At 39.2% G+C, this 17,188-nt stretch carries 18 protein-coding genes; 10 read left to right on the top strand and 8 right to left on the bottom strand.

The window, feature by feature from the left end; all coding sequences use genetic code 11:
* Positions 1-105: 105 nt before the first annotated feature.
* The 5 genes from asd to truA all read left to right on the top strand — a co-directional run bounded on the left by asd (position 106) and on the right by truA (position 6,113).
* Entirely contained in the window at positions 106-1,224 is a 1,119-nt protein-coding gene (gene asd, locus AAV97_RS09490; RefSeq protein WP_005035594.1) for an aspartate-semialdehyde dehydrogenase, read from the top strand.
* Between the two features lie 162 nt (positions 1,225-1,386).
* Positions 1,387-2,856 carry a FimV family protein gene (locus tag AAV97_RS09495; RefSeq protein ID WP_042085091.1) on the top strand — a complete coding sequence of 490 codons (1,470 nt, stop codon included), beginning with the start codon at positions 1,387-1,389 and terminating at the stop codon, positions 2,854-2,856.
* Between the two features lie 48 nt (positions 2,857-2,904).
* Positions 2,905-4,239: a hypothetical protein gene (locus AAV97_RS09500; RefSeq protein WP_046760419.1), complete on the top strand. Its 1,335-nt coding sequence runs from the start codon at positions 2,905-2,907 to the stop codon at positions 4,237-4,239.
* Positions 4,240-4,332: 93 nt separating this feature from the next.
* Positions 4,333-5,307 (top strand): asparaginase domain-containing protein, encoded by a 975-nt coding sequence (locus tag AAV97_RS09505; protein ID WP_046760420.1) that lies wholly within the window; start codon positions 4,333-4,335, stop codon positions 5,305-5,307.
* Positions 5,308-5,315: 8 nt separating this feature from the next.
* The gene (truA, locus tag AAV97_RS09510) at positions 5,316-6,113 is read left to right on the top strand and encodes a tRNA pseudouridine(38-40) synthase TruA (protein ID WP_004826595.1); all 798 of its coding nucleotides are present in this window, start codon (positions 5,316-5,318) and stop codon (positions 6,111-6,113) included.
* A 93-nt stretch (positions 6,114-6,206) separates the two neighbouring features.
* Here the strand turns inward: truA and AAV97_RS09515 are convergent, their stop codons facing one another.
* On the bottom strand, positions 6,207-7,217 hold the full coding sequence (locus AAV97_RS09515) for an AraC family transcriptional regulator (RefSeq protein WP_004826594.1): 1,011 nt from the start codon (positions 7,215-7,217) through the stop codon (positions 6,207-6,209).
* Between the two features lie 228 nt (positions 7,218-7,445).
* On the opposite strand from AAV97_RS09515, the gene infA reads away from it, so the two are divergent.
* Both infA and AAV97_RS09525 read left to right on the top strand, forming a co-directional pair.
* A complete protein-coding gene (gene infA / locus AAV97_RS09520) occupies positions 7,446-7,667 on the top strand; it encodes a translation initiation factor IF-1 (RefSeq protein ID WP_004718087.1) in 222 nt (73 codons plus the stop codon).
* 379 nt (positions 7,668-8,046) lie between these two features.
* Entirely contained in the window at positions 8,047-8,454 is a 408-nt protein-coding gene (locus AAV97_RS09525; RefSeq protein ID WP_046760421.1) for a hypothetical protein, read from the top strand.
* A 71-nt stretch (positions 8,455-8,525) separates the two neighbouring features.
* Here the strand turns inward: AAV97_RS09525 and leuB are convergent, their stop codons facing one another.
* The 4 genes from leuB to leuC form a co-directional block, all read right to left on the bottom strand.
* Positions 8,526-9,605 (bottom strand): 3-isopropylmalate dehydrogenase, encoded by a 1,080-nt coding sequence (leuB, locus tag AAV97_RS09530; protein WP_046760422.1) that lies wholly within the window; start codon positions 9,603-9,605, stop codon positions 8,526-8,528.
* A gap of 41 nt (positions 9,606-9,646) precedes the next feature.
* On the bottom strand, positions 9,647-10,216 hold the full coding sequence (locus AAV97_RS09535) for a hypothetical protein (protein WP_004826588.1): 570 nt from the start codon (positions 10,214-10,216) through the stop codon (positions 9,647-9,649).
* Positions 10,217-10,322: 106 nt separating this feature from the next.
* Positions 10,323-10,973 (bottom strand): 3-isopropylmalate dehydratase small subunit, encoded by a 651-nt coding sequence (gene leuD / locus AAV97_RS09540; protein WP_046760423.1) that lies wholly within the window; start codon positions 10,971-10,973, stop codon positions 10,323-10,325.
* Positions 10,974-10,993: 20 nt separating this feature from the next.
* Positions 10,994-12,427 (bottom strand): 3-isopropylmalate dehydratase large subunit, encoded by a 1,434-nt coding sequence (gene leuC / locus AAV97_RS09545; protein WP_004826584.1) that lies wholly within the window; start codon positions 12,425-12,427, stop codon positions 10,994-10,996.
* A gap of 532 nt (positions 12,428-12,959) precedes the next feature.
* Here leuC and AAV97_RS09550 point away from each other — a divergent pair.
* A complete protein-coding gene (locus AAV97_RS09550; RefSeq protein ID WP_004826583.1) occupies positions 12,960-13,202 on the top strand; it encodes a DUF2061 domain-containing protein in 243 nt (80 codons plus the stop codon).
* Positions 13,203-13,228: 26 nt separating this feature from the next.
* Here AAV97_RS09550 and AAV97_RS09555 read toward each other — a convergent pair whose 3' ends face one another.
* Entirely contained in the window at positions 13,229-14,098 is an 870-nt protein-coding gene (locus AAV97_RS09555) for a hypothetical protein (RefSeq protein WP_171249363.1), read from the bottom strand.
* Between the two features lie 208 nt (positions 14,099-14,306).
* Between AAV97_RS09555 and AAV97_RS09560 the strand changes: the two genes are divergently transcribed.
* Positions 14,307-15,164: a LysR family transcriptional regulator gene (locus AAV97_RS09560; protein WP_005035575.1), complete on the top strand. Its 858-nt coding sequence runs from the start codon at positions 14,307-14,309 to the stop codon at positions 15,162-15,164.
* Between the two features lie 65 nt (positions 15,165-15,229).
* Here AAV97_RS09560 and AAV97_RS09565 read toward each other — a convergent pair whose 3' ends face one another.
* A complete protein-coding gene (locus tag AAV97_RS09565; RefSeq protein WP_005035573.1) occupies positions 15,230-15,472 on the bottom strand; it encodes a DUF2789 family protein in 243 nt (80 codons plus the stop codon).
* Between the two features lie 353 nt (positions 15,473-15,825).
* On the bottom strand, positions 15,826-16,476 hold the full coding sequence (locus AAV97_RS09570) for an HAD family hydrolase (protein ID WP_046760424.1): 651 nt from the start codon (positions 16,474-16,476) through the stop codon (positions 15,826-15,828).
* Between the two features lie 184 nt (positions 16,477-16,660).
* Here AAV97_RS09570 and AAV97_RS09575 point away from each other — a divergent pair, with 184 nt between their 5' ends.
* Positions 16,661-17,161, top strand: coding sequence for an RNA pyrophosphohydrolase (locus tag AAV97_RS09575; protein WP_005035569.1), 501 nt, complete (start codon positions 16,661-16,663; stop codon positions 17,159-17,161).
* The last annotated feature ends 27 nt before the right edge of the window (positions 17,162-17,188 follow it).

The raw sequence follows: 17,188 nt of genomic DNA on the forward strand, positions 1-17,188 counted from the left end.
TTGCACAATATAGTTGTGTTTTCATTGTGTACGCTATTGCAGTTACACGTCCTTTTGATACACTCAAACCCCTTTTAATTTTTTAACGCACCGAGGCAAAGTGACATGAAAGTAGGTCTGGTCGGTTGGCGCGGGATGGTTGGTTCCGTCCTTATGCAACGTATGGTTGAAGAGAATGATTTTGCTCATTTTGAGCCATTCTATTTCTCTACCAGTAATGCAGGTGGTGAAGCCCCTGCTTTTGGTGGTAAAACTGCTCCAGCACTTATGGAAGCGACGGACATTACCAGTCTGAAGCAAATGGATGTCATTATTACCTGTCAAGGTGGTGATTATACCTCTGAAGTTTTCCCAAAGCTTAAAGCAGAAGGTTGGTCAGGCTACTGGATTGATGCAGCGTCTACTCTACGTATGGATGACGAAGCAATCATTGTTCTTGATCCTGTAAACCTAAATGTCATCAAAGATGGTTTGGTCAATGGGATCAAAACCTTTGTCGGTGGTAACTGTACGGTTTCATTGATGTTAATGGGTATGGGTTCATTGTTCCAACACAACTTGGTGGAATGGATGACTGCGATGACCTATCAAGCAGCTTCTGGAGCTGGCGCACAAAACATGCGTGAATTGATTACAGGCATGGGCTATTTATATAACAATACTCAAGACTTGTTAGATGATCCTCGCTCTGCGATTTTAGATATTGACAGTAAGATTGCCGAATTACAACGTGGTGAAGGTTTCCCGAAAGCAAACTTTGGCGTACCTTTAGCTGGCTCTTTAATTCCTTATATTGACAAACAACTTGAAAGTGGTCAGTCAAAAGAAGAATGGAAAGGTCAAGTTGAAACCAACAAAATCTTAGGCAATGCTCAAATTGTTCCGATTGATGGTCACTGCGTACGTATTGGTGCAATGCGTTGCCACTCTCAAGCATTGACTTTGAAATTGAAGAAAGATGTGCCGCTTGATGAAATCGAAGATATGATTCGTCAGTCTAACCAATGGGCAAAAGTTGTACCCAATACACGTGAAGCATCAATGAATGATCTTACTCCTGTAGCGGTTACAGGAACGCTCTCTGTGCCTGTAGGTCGTCTGCGCAAATTAAATATGGGTAAAGAATATTTAGGCGCATTTACTGTGGGTGACCAATTACTTTGGGGTGCTGCTGAACCTTTACGTCGGATGTTACGTATCTTAATTGACTATAAAAATGCTTAAAGTCACAAAAAAGCCTTAAACATTGAAAAAGCCGATCTATCTTGATCGGCTTTTTTATGTAACTATATTTGTGTAACTCTAATGTTAATAATTTACATATAGACTACAGCGAAATATTGTATCATTGGGATGCCTTGAAATTTGTCAGAGCAATGGATAGAGATGACTGTATATAACAAATTAAAAATTGCCATTTTAGCCATCATGACGTCGCAAACAATCAGTGCGATTACGATAGATCCGATTCAAGTTCAATCAGGGTCTGGGGATCTTCTGTACGCAGAAATGAAATTTAGCAATGCCAATCCAAATGAAAAAATAGAAGTGGGTTTGGCAGATGCAGACGATATACAACATATTGGAATTACCACACAGGCACCTGGACATTTAAATTTTTATACGCGTCGTTCTGGCGATGGGACTGGGGTTATCGTCATTACATCTTCTCGCCCCATTGTTGAGTCTGAACTCAATATCTTACTCAAGGTTAAAGAAGGCAGTGCTACACATATTCAACAAGTAAGAACACCTTTAACACGTGGACGCAATAACATTCCTACACCTATGGTAAATGCCAATGCTAAAGAACAGCCACTTAAACCTCAAATTATTGTGAGTGAAAAAGACATTGCATTGAATTTGCCAACCAGCACTCAATACCAAGTTACAACACCACAAACGGTAACATCACCAACAATCAAAAAATCTAATGCAGTGCCTGATACTCAACAATCATTGGCAATCAGCGTTATTGCGCCTCCCCCACTAAAAACTGAGCAAAAAACTGCGGTGACCAATAGCGTAAGTTCTCAAAACACCACCTCTGTAGCGGTCAATAAAGACGACACTCATTCTACTGTTGTTGCAAATCCGCAAGTGGTGATCCAACCCAAACCTATTGCACAACCTGAAAAATCATCCCAACAGACTCAAACAGCACACACCCCAGCACCAAAAACTGAACCACAAAAAATAGAAAAAACTGCTGTTGAACATAAATCTGAAAAAGCCAATACGATCAAGCCTAAAAGTGACACTCAAAAAGCGTCCCAACAAAATAAACCGACCTCCAATAATAGTTTAGACAAAGCACCAAGACATGTTGTTCGTGCCAACGAATCACTTTGGAAAATTGCATCTCGTATCGCAGCAGAAACACATCAAAGTGTTCCTGAAGTCATGCGTCAAATCAAAGAGAATAATGCAGATGCTTTTATTCAAGGGGACATCAATCGTATCCGTCGAGGTGTTGCATTGAATTTAGCTGCAAGTTATCAACAAGTTCCACAACCGAAATCTAAAGTTCCACCTAAGGCACCTCAGATTGCCAAAAAGCAATCTGGTTCTGCCAAATACCGTTTAGATCAGGCGGAGATGAGTTTGGTTGCAGATAACGAGCAATCTTCTGCACAAGGTTCTGCAAAACAAAATACACAGGTGAATCAGACAACTGCTGAATTATCTACAAAAGTTATGACATCTCGTGAAAAAACAGTTAAATTACAGAAGAATGTGACCCAACTTGCATCGGCTTTACAAGAAAAGAATCAGCGAATTCAATTATTAAATGCTCGGCTTGCTCAATTGCAACAGCAATTACAACAGCAAAATGTAAAGAAGCCAAATAGTTAGGATATATTAAGGAAATTGATTCATTGTGCTCAATGAAGGGGAAATAAAATGTTGTTGTATGTGATTCCATTTGTTTTACTGTTGGTGGTTGCCATCGTTTTAAAGAAACGTGAAGATGCCAATAAAGAAAATACCAATACGACGAGTAAAAAGACCAACAATAAAAAATCGTCAAAAAAGAATGTAGCACGTACTGCACGTACCTCGCAAAAACAACAACGCACAGCTGTTGTTGAAAACGAAGTTGTGGTGCAACAAGCAACAAAACCATTGAGCCCTGAATTAAAAAGTAGTATCGAAAAACTGATTGCTGCAAAAAACTATTTTTCAGCTGAAGCAAAAATCAATCAAGCACTCAATCAAGATAATGCTCAACATGAGCTCTATCTTTACCTCTTGGATGTGCATTTAGCACAAAAAGATGAATTTGCAGTGAATCAATTGATTAACCATATTCGCTCATTGGGTCTTGATGATATTGTTGCTCAGGCTGAAGAAAAGAAAAAAGCTACTCAAACTGAAAGCCCGATTGAGTCGATTGCTTTTGTTCCAACTACACCAGAGCCTGCTGTTCCAGAAGTCAAGAATACTGCTGCATTCGATGCTTTGATTGGCAATATAGAAGCAACCCCAACGCCATCTACTGCAACTTTAGAAACACCTACTCGCAATGACGTTGAGACACTTGACTTCACCCCATCAGTTGCTCAAGAAAAATCAGAAGAAAAGCCACAAGCACTCGAATTTAATTTAGATTCATCCCCACAGACACAGACACAGACACAGACACAGACAAAGACACAGACAGAGCCTACTGTAGAGTTTTCTTTCGAAACAGTTAAACCAACAACTGAGACTGCAAAAGAAACCATAACGCCTTTAGAATTTAGTTTTACACCTAATGAGCCTATCGTTGCGCCAGTTGAAAAGCCTGTCGAAATTGAAATTGCGCCTGAATTTAAACTGGATTTTGCTGAGCCTGTTGCAACTCCAGAAAAAGAACAGACGGCAGCGCCTCAAGCATTCGAATTTAAATTAACACCAACAGAAGCTGAAACACCTGTTGAAACACAGCCTACTTTTGTTTTTGATCAAGAAACAAAATCAGAAAGTGTTGAACCTGAATCGGCAGCTTCTCAGTTGAATTTAGAAGTACCCAGCCAAGTTGAAGCAGTTACGCCTGTTGAAACAACTGATCCATTGCTAACTTCATTTCCTGAGCTTGCTCAAGTCAATGAAATTCAGCTTAATTTAGATCTTGCCCAACAATATATTCATCTAGGTGCTTATGCTTCAGCACGTGCATTATTGTCACAGGATGAGTCTGTATATACGGCTGAGCAACGCCAACAATCACAAAATTTACTGCACCAAATCGCTTGATGAGGTTATTGTCTGTTGCAATTTGATAATACGAATTGTCAGACATCACTAAGCGATTTAAGATAAAGCAGTCATTCATGGCTGCTTTTTATTATGAACAAAAAAATTGCTTTAATTTACATGGGTGGAACTTTTGGGTGTATTGGTGAGCCTTTAGCTCCCATGCCTGAACATCAATTCATTCCACAGCTCAAACGGATTCTCCCACCTCAACTGAAAATTGAATGCTTTAAAGCGCCCAGTATTAAAGACAGTAGTGCATGTACTGCAATTGATTGGTTAATGCTGATTCAACAAATTCAAAGCTTACAACTACAAAATTTTGAACATTTTGTTGTGATTCATGGGACTGATACCCTCAGCTATGCTGCTGCAACTTTATCTCGTTTCCTCGCTGAATCATGTCATGTCATTCTTACAGGAAGCCAATATCCTTTACTCAATCTTCAAGGCGATGACACACGTGATTTTACTGATGCGATTGATAATTTAAATACAGCACTCGATGCCATCACCAAGTTACCTGTAGGTGTTTATCTCACATTCTTCCATCAAGTGATTCATGCTCGTACTGCGTTAAAAACCCATAGTACTGCTTTGGACGCATTCAGAGGCTTAAAAGCGGAAGAACCTATTGATCATGACTCAACTGTTATTCAAATCCAGCTATCCCATATTGAAAAAGCCAAATCATTAAATATCGTGAATTGGATGATGGTACCCACTGAATTATTACAGTTTGAAAATAATCTCAACAGCCTCATTCAACAGCCTCCAGAATTTTTAGTGATTCAGGCTTATGGTGTTGGAAATTTAGCGGTTAATGAAATGATTATCCAAAGTTTTAAAAACTTACAAGCCAAAGGTTGCCAAATTATTTTATCAACTCAAGTCCCTCTAGGCGGTATGGATCAACGTTATGCGATTAGCAAATGGATTCAGGACTCAAAAATTTTAGTCAGTGATGCACTCAGTCAAGCAGATCTTTATGCCAAAATTCTAAAAATTTATTTACAATACCCAACTTCGCAACAATGGCATGACCATTGGTATGATCATCCTGAATAGAGGTATTTATGCAACGCTTTGCAATTGGTATTGAGTTTTGTGGCATTCGATATAAAGGTTGGCAAACTCAACAGCCTGGCGTACGTAGTATTCAGGAGACAATGGAAAAAGTACTAAGCACCATCGCGGATGAACCCATTATCTTACACGGTGCGGGTCGTACTGATGCAGGTGTCCATGCCACCAATATGGTTGCTCACTTTGATACCAATGCGATTCGTCCCATGCGTGGCTGGTTAATGGGATCTAATAGCCAATTACCCAAAGATATTTCTATCCAGTGGATCAAAGAGATGGATCGTGATTTCCATGCTCGTTTTAAGGCACAAGCACGTCGTTATCGCTATGTTGTCTATCAATCAGCGAATCGCCCTGCTTTATTACACAAGCAAGTTACCCATGCTTATTATCCACTTGATGTCGATAAGATGATTGCAGCCGCGCAAAAATTTGAAGGAACACATAATTTCGAAAGTTTCCGTGCTGCGGCATGTCAATCCAATCAACCTGTACGCCATGTTAAACACTGTCGTTTAATTCGTCATGGCAATTATTTGGTTCTGGATATTCAGGCTGATGGCTTCTTGCATCACATGGTTCGCAACATTATGGGCTGTCTACTTGAAATTGGTCAGGGCTTGTATGAAATTGATCACATTGACGAAATTTTTGCCGCACAAGACCGTAAAGCCGCTGGGATTACAGCCCCTCCTGACGGTCTATATTTCATTCATGCAGATTATCCAGAACAGTTTGAATTACCGCGACCACCTCTAGGACCACATTGGCTAAATATGCCCGAATAACTCTTTTCCAAATGAGATAAAAAATCCTTCACAATTGAAGGATTTTTTATCCAGAAAGCAGTTTAAAATTTCTCAATAATTAAAACGTTGCACTTAACGCTGTTTACGTTTTCTATATTCAACAGGTGTTTCATTGGTCCAACGTTTAAAGGCACGATAGAACGTACTTGGCTCAGAAAAACCTGTGAGATATACAATACGCTCAACACTTTCATTGGTATTCGCCAATAATTTTTTGGCTAAACGGCAACGGTAATCTGAAAGGATTTGCTGAAAACTGGTATTGGCTTCTGACAATTGGGTGCGTAACCGACGAGGGGTGATGCTCAGTTGAGCCGCCACTGTTTCCAAGGTTGTTTCACCGCTCTCCAAAGTTGAACCAATTGCTCGGCGAACTTCGCCAACCAAATCATAACGTGCCAATTCTTGAAGTTTTTCAATTGCCAACTGCTCATGTAGCTGTAACAGCTCTGGTTCAGCTTGCCACAATGGATAGTCTAAAATTGAAGGATCAAAATACAACCGTGTTTCTTTTTGCCCCAAACTTACAGGACAGCCATACACACGATAATACTCACCATCTGAAGCACCTTGAGAAAAGTTAAAATCGATGTAGATCGGTTCAAAGCGTCCTTCAGTAATGAATTTAAAGAAGCGTAAAATCCCCGAAATGGCACACTCAGAAAAATGACGGTTGACAATATTTTCGCCCCAGGGTTGTTCACCATTGGTTAAATAACAACGTCCATTGTCATCAACCACCAACTTCGCATGGAAAGCGTCACTGATCAGACGTTGATACGCAAGTGCTCGTTTGAGCCCTTCACCAAAGTTTTCACTTGAAATGAATAAATGCTCAATCACCTGCCCACGATAAAGGGGTAAATGTTCTCCGAGATGTAAACCAATATCTGGATCGTTACTGACTTCCTCGGCAGCCACCCAAAATGCAAATTGTGCATTTAATGGCGTTCGTGCATTTTGATCAACCTGACCCAATGCCACGCCTGCCTTTGATAATATTTCTTCTGTCGGCAATCCTGCACGACGGATCGCTTGATAGCCTAATCGTAAAACAACCGAAGCATCAGTTAGCTGGCTCACGCAGTGCCCTTCCTTGTATGTTATTCATTTATACTTAAAACCTTTGATTTAGATTACCGTCGATTGACCGAACTGACAATATTTATCCGCTTTTTTTTGTAGAAATTGTTTAACAATATGTTCGCCTATTTTCAAGTCATCTGCCACCTTCCCATGCCGAATAATCTTGTTTTTCTATAAAAAATTGCCTATAATTTGCGCCTTTCCAATTTGATCATCAGGTAGGCTATGGCCAATAAAGAGGAACTTATCGAGTTCGAAGGCGTTGTCACCGAAACGCTTCCTAATACTATGTTCCGTGTACGTTTAGAAAACGGTCACGAAGTGATTGCTCACATTTCTGGTAAAATGCGTAAACACTATATTCGTATTTTAACTGGCGATAATGTAAAAGTAGAAATGACACCTTATGACTTAACTAAGGGTCGTATTACTTATCGTGCACGCTAAGTTTTAGTGTAAGCAAAAGCCACTATTAGGTGGCTTTTTCAATATCTATACAATATACCATCTGGCTTACGATACATTGTTATTGTCTAGTTATTACGTTCCTGACGCTAAAATCTATTGTTAAATCTGTTTATTGATTGCCATACGTCGCATGTCATCAATTTATAATTATCCGTAAAATTCTCATTTTTACACTGCCTCTAATTATTTGTGGTGTATTTTCAACATCTTCGTCACTTTTCCCTTAATCGCATTTCAAATTTAAGCTTAGGGGTTCAATCCAACTTCGCAATCTGTCTACAGACACTTGCTTGTAGATTGATTAAACTCATTGCATAGAGCGTTTCAAATCAAACTCTCACTTGATTGGGTGAAGCTGATGAAAAAATATTTATACACCTCTACATTTGTTTCGATCGCTTTCAGTATTGCAGGCTGTCAGAGTGTTGATACCCGACCTGCAAATTTAGATCAATATTTACAACAGTTTATTGGTAAATCCAGCGCTGAAATACAAGCCGAACTAAACTTTAAAGCTTTAGGTTATCAAGTCAGTGATCATATCCAAACCACCAATGACACATTAACATATACCATCCTTCGCCCTATCAATATCCCGATGACAGGAAGCAATGCAACGGTCGGCTCAAATGCAATGGGAATGCCTGTCATTCGCTTTGACACGGCAAGCACACCGAGTTACGATGTTAACTTTAATTGCAAAGTCAGCTTTAAATTAAACAATGATATTGCCGAGTCCGTTGAATATATGGGGAGAGCCTGTTAAATGTATTTGATCACAAAGCAATAAAAAACACAGCCTAGGCTGTGTTTTTGAAAGTGATCTAAAATCTAGACTTAAGCAATCGCTGTAACCACAGCTGTACCCATCTCAGCAGTACCTACTTTGGTCATCCCTTCCGACATAATATCGCCTGTACGTAAACCTTGGTCCAACACTTGCCCTACAGCATCTTCAATTGCTTTTGCAGCCATTTCTTCACGGAAGGTATAGCGAAGCATCATTGCGACAGAAAGAATTGTTGCCAGCGGATTCGCCACGTTTTGACCCGCAATATCAGGTGCAGAACCATGACATGGTTCGTACATCCCTTTGCCATTTTCATCTAAAGATGCAGATGGAAGCATACCAATCGAACCTGTGAGCATCGCAGCTTCGTCTGAAAGAATATCACCAAACAAATTACTTGTAACAATCACATCAAATTGCTTTGGTGCACGTACCAATTGCATTGCTGCATTATCTACATACATGTGTGAAAGATTGATATTTGGATAGTGCTGTTCTTTCAATGCAGTGACGGTTTGTTTCCAAAGCTCAGTCACTTCAAGAACGTTGGCTTTATCCACCGAGCAGACTTTACCGCCACGTAAATTCGCCATTTCAAAAGCAACTTTCGCAATACGCTTAATTTCAGACTCTGCATAGACGTCGGTGTTATAACCCTGCTTCTCACCATTTTCGAGCTCACGGATACCACGTGGCTGACCAAAATAGATACCACCTGTGAGTTCACGAACGATCAGAATATCTAAGCCTGCGACAATTTCAGGCTTAAGGCTTGAAGCATCTGCCAACTGGGGATAAAGAATTGCCGGACGTAAGTTTGCGAATAGGTTTAATTCACTACGAATTTTTAATAAACCACGTTCAGGGCGGATCGAGCGCTCAATCGTGTCCCATTTTGGACCACCGACTGCACCGAGTAAAATTGCATCTGCTTTTTTTGCTTGTTCTGCTGTGACTGCTGGATAAGGTTCACCGTGAGCATCAATTGCAGCACCACCCAATAAACCATGTTCCCATGTTAAACCTAAATTAAATTTTTCATTGACACGTGTAAGTACTTTTTCAGCAGCGGCAACGATCTCTGGACCGATACCATCACCTGCCAAAATCAAAATTTGTTTAGACATTTGCAGTTCCATTTTTATTCAGCATCTATACTGATTTGAGATTAAATTTTTTGCTCAACAAATTCGCTCACCCCTGTCACTGCATTATGAGGACGACAGAAACGGCGAATTGTTCGAGTTTCTTGAAGCATATCGACACAGAGTGGTGTTGGTGAGGAAACATTCAATAAGCTTCCTGCACCCTGTGATCTTTGGCGATACATTTTAAATGTATATTTTTGATTTGCTTTAAAATCATGAATCACATGAAAAACTTCAGCATGATCTTTGGTAATTGGATAGAACCGAACCACCATTTCATATTGCTGCGGTGGAATCGTTAAATACACACCAATTTGATCTAAAGGCTTACCTGTGAGCTTTAGATAACCTTTATCAATGGCTTTACGATTCGCACGCTGTGTATTTTCCTGCATGATAATCAAATCATTTAATCGCGCAAATTCACAATGCTCTGCACCTGAGCAATAAACTGAAACTGTATTTTGGCTCATCTGATTTTTTTCAGCTTGTTTAATACGAACCAAATCAACCATTTGTGCTGATTGGCATGCACTCAAGATTAAACCTGTCAAACTGATTAAAACACCACGAACTAAAAACTTAGTCATCGCTCAACCCCAACCCTTGCATTACCGAGCCAACATTCATTTTGTTATGCTTTGCATGTTAGCAAGAGTTAGGCATTCACGCTACGAGTAAAATGTTCACTGAAAATTAACCTTGAATTTCAGCAAATACCCAAGGACGTGATTGCTTGGTTTTTTCTTCATAAGCACGAATTTCATCTGCTGCCTGTAAAGTCAAACCAATATCATCCAAACCATTCAATAAGCAGTGCTTGCGGAATGGATCTACTTCGAATTTGAATGCCTCACCACTTGGTGTACGGACTTCCTGTGCTTCTAAATCTATCGTGAGCTGATAGCCATCAGTAGCAGCACATTCTTTAAATAATTGATCAACAATTTCTTCAGACAAAATTACTGGCAACATGCCATTTTTAAAACTGTTGTTGAAAAAGATATCTGCATAACTTGGTGCAATCACGGTACGGAAACCGAACTCTTCCAATGCCCAAGGCGCGTGCTCACGACTTGAACCACAGCCAAAGTTTGCACGAGAAATTAAAACAGATGCACTTTGATAACGCGGCTGGTTTAAAACAAAATCTGGATTCTTAGGACGCTTAGTATTATCCTGCCCCGGATAACCCTCATCCAAATAACGCAATTCATCAAATAAATTGTCACCAAAACCCGTACGTTTAATTGATTTTAAAAACTGTTTTGGAATAATTAAATCTGTATCAACATTGGCACGGTCTAATGGTGCAACAATACCTTGTTCAACGGTATAAGTTTTCATAGTTTGCTCCTTAACCCAGCTTAGAATGAACGAACATCGACAAAATGACCTGCAATCGCCGCAGCTGCTGCCATTGCTGGACTCACCAGATGAGTACGACCACCATTCCCTTGACGACCTTCAAAGTTACGGTTTGAAGTTGATGCACAGTGTTCGCCAGGCTGTAACTTATCCGCATTCATCGCTAAACACATCGAGCAACCCGGCTCACGCCATTCAAATCCAGCTTCGATCAAGATTTTATCTAAACCTTCAGCTTCTGCTTGTTGTTTCACTAAACCAGAACCCGGTACAACCATCGCTTGCTTGATACTTGAAGCCACTTTTTTACCTTTGGCTACAGCAGCAGCTGCACGAATATCCTCTATACGAGAGTTGGTACAAGAACCAATGAAAACACGGTCCAATTGAATATCTGCCAACGCCTGACCAGCATTTAAACCCATATATTGATAAGCACGAGTCCAGTCATTACGTTGCACGTCATCTTTGGCTTGTTCTAAAGTTGGAACCGCTTGAGAGACTGGAATGACCATTTCTGGAGACGTTCCCCAAGACACTTGTGGTTCAATTTCTTCACCATTTAAAACCACAACTGTATCAAAGTGTGCGTCATCATCAGAATGCAAAGTATTCCAATAAGCTACAGCAGCATCCCATTGCTCACCTTGTGGTGCATAAGGACGACCCTTTACATACTCAATCGTTTTTTCATCAACAGCTACCATACCGACGCGTGCACCGCCTTCGATAGCCATATTGCACACCGTCATACGACCTTCAATCGACATATCACGGAAGACTTGACCACCAAATTCAATCGCATGACCTGTACCGCCAGCAGTCCCAATTTTACCAATAATGGCTAACACCACATCTTTAGGCGTCACACCTTGACCCAATGTACCATCGACACGAACCAGCATATTCTTCATTTTCTTTTGAACTAAGCATTGTGTTGCCAATACATGTTCTACTTCTGAAGTTCCGATTCCATGTGCCAAACAACCAAATGCACCATGTGTGGCTGTGTGTGAATCACCACATACCACCGTCATTCCTGGTAAAGTCAAACCTTGCTCTGGACCAACCACATGTGCAATCCCTTGACGAATATCATTAATGTCAAATTGCACCACATTAAATGTTTTACAGTTATCATCTAAAGTTTGAACTTGGATACGTGAAGTATCATCTTCAATTCCAGCAATTCCTTCAGAACGTTCTTTGGTTGAAGTGGGTACGTTATGGTCAGGAGTCGCGACATTGGCACTCAAACGCCATGGTTTACGCCCAGCAAGCTGCAAACCTTCAAATGCCTGAGGAGAAGTTACTTCATGCAATAGATGACGATCGATATAAAGTAATGCAGAGCCATCATCTCGTTGTTTTACTAGATGGTCATCCCATAATTTATCATATAAGGTTTTTGCTTTTTGGTTTTCGCCTGCCATGTCGATGTGCTCCACTGGACTGGGTAATTCTTTCATTAATGTCGATTATAACCACGTTTTTACATAAATCTAATTTATCATTTTTATCAGTTTAAAAACTTTTTGGAATCCATTAAAACTATTTCCATATCATTCTTTGCCAGATAAATGACTTGAAATCATGCTCTATTTTTCAGCTCAAAAAATCATATTTTCAAATAATAGGCATGATCAAAATTCAAAGATTCATTGTAGATAAGCTTAAATGAAGTTAAAAGTTTAATCCTCATCAACCCTAGCTCTCCAATGAAATCAGTTTGCTAGATCACCGATTACACCATGACCTAACTTTCACTTTTCCCAGAACTTTTAAATAGAATGATAAAAGTGAGCATCGATTTATTTCACCTTAATCTAGGCGGTTAACAACCTCTTTTCAATTATTCTTTATTATTTATTTAGAAATCCAATCAGCATGAGTCAAAAAAACCTTTTTACATTGCAATTGATAATGATTATTATTTAAATAATGAATCAATAAGTGGTGAACCTCGTGGCAAATATCCAAAACTTCTTACAAAACAATCAACGCGTTTTCAAGAAAACATTAAGCTACTACATCATGCACATTACTGTCGCAATGTTGGTTGCTTATGTGGTGACGGGTAACTTTTGGATGGCTGTGACATTAAGTCTACTCGAACCTACAGTTCAAGCCTTTGCATTCTTTTTCCATGAAAAAGTCTGGAATAAAAGAGATCAAAAAATTGCTCAAAGAACAGAAGTGAAAGCTTAGATAAATTGACTGTAGCTGTGGAGGTGTTAATCACCACCACCTCCACAGCTACTACAACTACTACAAGAAGATGAAGAGTCTGAACTATGACTATGAGAGTGTCCAGAATCATGTGAAGAACTCGAACCAGAACAGGAACTTGAAGAACATGACGAGGTTGAAGATGAACAAGAGGATGTCGTGGCTGTAGAAGAAGCGTCTGATGTGGAGCTCATCATTTGACTATACATTCCAAGCATGAACGGCAAACTAAAAATCAGTCCTTTTTCCCAACGAATATGACCATCGACTAGAAACAATCTCGGTAAAACTTGAGTATTTTCTGGATTTAAACCATGTAAATGGCATGTACTTTGCCATGTATTGAGCAATTGTTTTTTTTGAGAGGCTCTTTGTGCTTCTGTCGGTAGTGGATCATGGGGTTGATGAATTAATTCATAACCTAAGAAGTTTAGGCACATCGTTCGATAAAATGTATCAAACTCTTCAATTAATACATGCCATAGGGCATCTACAGAATGAGAAGGCATAGCATACGCATCTTTACACAAAAGATGAATCGCTAAATAATCTTTAAAACCCTCTTCAATATAAGCATATGATGATGTCGCAATATTGGGATGTCGCTGTTTAAATACCCGCCAAACTTCAGCAGGAATTTTAAAATCATTCCATGCGCGGATTTTTCGTAGTCTGTATATGCGTGCTCTTAACCAAAATATACCGATGATGCCGACAAGAATGGCAAGAAAATAAATTTGGAAGAAATATAACAATACTAAACTGATTCCCCCGAGAATCAGCATAATCACTAGAAATCTTCCCCAAGATATTGGCAATGTGTCACGAGCGCGTTGTTGAAAGTCATCAATGGTGCTTCGAGTAGGTTGAGTCAAATAATATTTCCTTGATTATTTTTATTGTTACACTATAAATCAGTCAACTTAGCTGTGTACAGTTTAAACCTGTATGAAAGTTTTATCATTGTAACCAAGCACAGATCACAATAGCCAAAATCGAAAAAAAGTGAAAATTACTTTGATTAATTCTTAAAACTTCTCAATAATAAAATACGCATAAAAATTCTTTATGGATGGAAAGATCATGAATCTCGCTGCTTTTGAAGCTTTTGTCAAAGTTATGGAAACTGGTTCTATTTCGATGGCAGCAGAACATCTATTTATTACCCAGCCTGCTGTGACCAAACGGATACACAGTCTAGAAGAATATTTTGGTGTCAAACTATTTGAATCCGCAGGACGTGGTGTTCAAGCAACACATGCAGCACATTCACTATTGCCCAAAGTAAAAAATTGGCTCAATGAATTAGGGGATATTCACCATACCCTCAGCCATGAGCAAGGTGAAGTAAGAGGAAAACTCAAAATTGGAACCAGTCACCATATTGGTTTACATCATTTACCACAGCACTTAAAAAAATATGTACAACTCTTTCCAGAAGTTAAACTGGATGTACATTTTGTCGACTCTGAACAAGCGCATGAACAAGTGCTGGCAGGCGACTTGGAACTTGCTTTTTTAACCCTGCCCCCTCAGGGAGATGAACGTTTAAGTTACATCACCATCTGGAATGATCCTTTGGTTTTTGTTGTGGCTCCTTTTCATCCTTTGGCGCAAAAAAGAAATCTTAAACTTGAAGATCTAATTGAGTATCCAAGTTTATTGCCAGCTGCACAGACGTATACCAGTCAGATCACCTTAGCTGAGTTTGAAAAGAAAGGCTTAAAACCTAAAACCACCATGAGTAACAACCCTTTAGAATCTATTCGCATGCTGGTTTCAATCGGTTTAGGTTGGTCTGTTTTACCCAAAACCTTGCTCAATCAAGATTTACAACAGTTGGATCTTCATTTTGAGATGAACCGTCAATTGGGAATGGTTTGGCATCCTGCACGTACTCAATCCAGAGCTGTTCAGGAATTAATTGAAATGATGAAATAAGAAAAAATAAAGCGCTGATTATTTGAATAATGAGCGCTTTATTTAGATTGAGAATATCCTCAGCCTTATTTGACTGAATCTTCATGCAAAGACTCATTTAATTGGTCAACAATGGTTGCCCACTCCCCATCAGAACTCAATTTTTCATCTAAAAACTGACGTTGTGCATCGGTCCAAAACTCAGCTTTAGTCAAAAATGTGTCGGCATCTAACTGATGATTTTCAATAAAATTTTGAATTGCTTGTTCGCTAGAGTCTAAACCAAGTTGCTCAAATAAATTGGTCATTCTTGGACGTGTCTGGCTCATTATATAATCTCCATCAGTTTTAAAAGTTCTCAGCTCAACATAGCATTTTTACACTGAAAATGAAGCACAAAATATTCATTTATAAAAATATTTACAATTGATGAACAGATCAAATTTAGCAACCCATTCAGCATTTTCTATTCAGTGATTTGAACAGGATTGGACCGAATACATTGCTTGAATAACGCTGCAAATCAATCATAAATCCAGCTCAAAAGTTACCTTTTTATCACAAATCATGCTGTATTTTTTTATTGTTGCTGGGTTTTAAATGACAGACTCTGCTGCTGTATTTTTACTAGATTTTTATAAAAAAACAGCACCGAAGTGCTGCTGATAACGAACAAGCTGGATTAGATCGACCAATCCTGAATATCCCAACCTTGTTCTTTGGCTAACACTTCTAAACGATCATCTGGGTTTACCGCAATCGCATGATCTGCATACTCCAATAAAAAGCGATCATTGATCGAATCTGAATATGCCCAGGATTCAGTCACATCACGTCCCTCAAGCCATTGATCCAAACGTGCTAATTTGCCCTTTTGATAACATGGGATATTGGTGACTTTGCCCGTGTATTGTCCATTTTTAACTTCTGCATTGGTTGCGATAATTTCAGTAATTCCAAATTCACGAAAAATAGGCGCAGTGATAAAATCAGAAGTTGCTGTAATCCCTACTAAAGCATGCCCTAAATCTTTGTGTTTTTGAATCGCAGCAAAGCCTTTCGGGCGCATTTGTGCGCGAATGACTTTTTTCATAAACAACTGATGTAATTCAGTTAAATAGTCATTGTCATGTTGAGTCAAAAACTCAAAAACAAACTCATTATAAGCAATCGGGTCAAGTTGCCCTGCTTTATAATCTTCATAAAACTGATCATTCATCGCACGATGGCGAACTGGATCGACCAAGCCTTCATTGACCAAAAACTCTCCCCAAGAATGGTCCGAATCTGTATTTAATAAGGTGTGATCTAAGTCAAACAGCGCCAATTTCATGAAAATACTCGTTTAAACTGAAATTTAAGAAAAAAATTGTAAATCTATCACCGCTAGTCGATAGAAATTCGTTAAGATCATAGCAATTTTACAACATTATTACTTTGACTTTATCGAGTTGGACAAAAGAGTGTCAGTCCCCATATATAAAGTCAGATGAAATTAACAAATTTTAGGTAGCCAAATGATCGACTCAGAAGGTTTCCGACCCAACGTCGGGATCATTTTGGCAAATGATATTGGACAAGTTTTATGGGCAAAGCGCATTGGGCACAATGCATGGCAATTTCCTCAAGGAGGTATCCAATTTGGAGAGACTCCTGAGCAAGCTCTTTTTAGAGAACTACGTGAAGAAGTTGGGCTCTTACCCGAGCACGTCCAAATAATTGCCCAGACAGATGACTGGTTGCATTATCGTTTGCCACTTCGATACATTCGTTCGGACTCCGATCCGATTTGTATTGGACAAAAGCAAAAATGGTTTTTACTCAAACTCACAGCTTCAACGAAACATATTCAGTTGAATCTCTCTGATCCGCCCGAGTTTGATCAATGGCAATGGGTCAGTTATTGGTATCCACTTGGTCAAGTGGTTAATTTTAAACGAGATGTTTATCGTAAAGCGATGATGGAGTTATGTATGCAAATGCCACACTACACCCCTGAAATTTCTTCAAAAATATGAATGATTTTTCAAAGTAGTGCTGTTATA

The organism is Acinetobacter sp. Ag2 (genome assembly GCF_001005515.1).
In the GTDB taxonomy this organism is placed as follows: Bacteria; Pseudomonadota; Gammaproteobacteria; order Pseudomonadales; family Moraxellaceae; genus Acinetobacter; species Acinetobacter bereziniae.

Excerpts from the sequence above, each read along its gene's own strand:
- asd (WP_005035594.1), top strand. The coding sequence starts at position 106 with ATGAAAGTAGGTCTGGTCGGTTGGCGCGGGATGGTTGGTTCCGTCCTT.
- AAV97_RS09495 (WP_042085091.1), top strand. The coding sequence starts at position 1,387 with ATGACTGTATATAACAAATTAAAAATTGCCATTTTAGCCATCATGACG.
- AAV97_RS09500 (WP_046760419.1), top strand. The coding sequence starts at position 2,905 with ATGTTGTTGTATGTGATTCCATTTGTTTTACTGTTGGTGGTTGCCATC.
- AAV97_RS09505 (WP_046760420.1), top strand. The coding sequence starts at position 4,333 with ATGAACAAAAAAATTGCTTTAATTTACATGGGTGGAACTTTTGGGTGT.
- truA (WP_004826595.1), top strand. The coding sequence starts at position 5,316 with ATGCAACGCTTTGCAATTGGTATTGAGTTTTGTGGCATTCGATATAAA.
- infA (WP_004718087.1), top strand. The coding sequence starts at position 7,446 with ATGGCCAATAAAGAGGAACTTATCGAGTTCGAAGGCGTTGTCACCGAA.
- AAV97_RS09525 (WP_046760421.1), top strand. The coding sequence starts at position 8,047 with ATGAAAAAATATTTATACACCTCTACATTTGTTTCGATCGCTTTCAGT.
- leuB (WP_046760422.1), bottom strand. The coding sequence starts at position 9,605 with ATGTCTAAACAAATTTTGATTTTGGCAGGTGATGGTATCGGTCCAGAG.
- AAV97_RS09535 (WP_004826588.1), bottom strand. The coding sequence starts at position 10,216 with ATGACTAAGTTTTTAGTTCGTGGTGTTTTAATCAGTTTGACAGGTTTA.
- leuD (WP_046760423.1), bottom strand. The coding sequence starts at position 10,973 with ATGAAAACTTATACCGTTGAACAAGGTATTGTTGCACCATTAGACCGT.
- leuC (WP_004826584.1), bottom strand. The coding sequence starts at position 12,427 with ATGGCAGGCGAAAACCAAAAAGCAAAAACCTTATATGATAAATTATGG.
- AAV97_RS09560 (WP_005035575.1), top strand. The coding sequence starts at position 14,307 with ATGAATCTCGCTGCTTTTGAAGCTTTTGTCAAAGTTATGGAAACTGGT.
- AAV97_RS09565 (WP_005035573.1), bottom strand. The coding sequence starts at position 15,472 with ATGAGCCAGACACGTCCAAGAATGACCAATTTATTTGAGCAACTTGGT.
- AAV97_RS09570 (WP_046760424.1), bottom strand. The coding sequence starts at position 16,476 with ATGAAATTGGCGCTGTTTGACTTAGATCACACCTTATTAAATACAGAT.
- AAV97_RS09575 (WP_005035569.1), top strand. The coding sequence starts at position 16,661 with ATGATCGACTCAGAAGGTTTCCGACCCAACGTCGGGATCATTTTGGCA.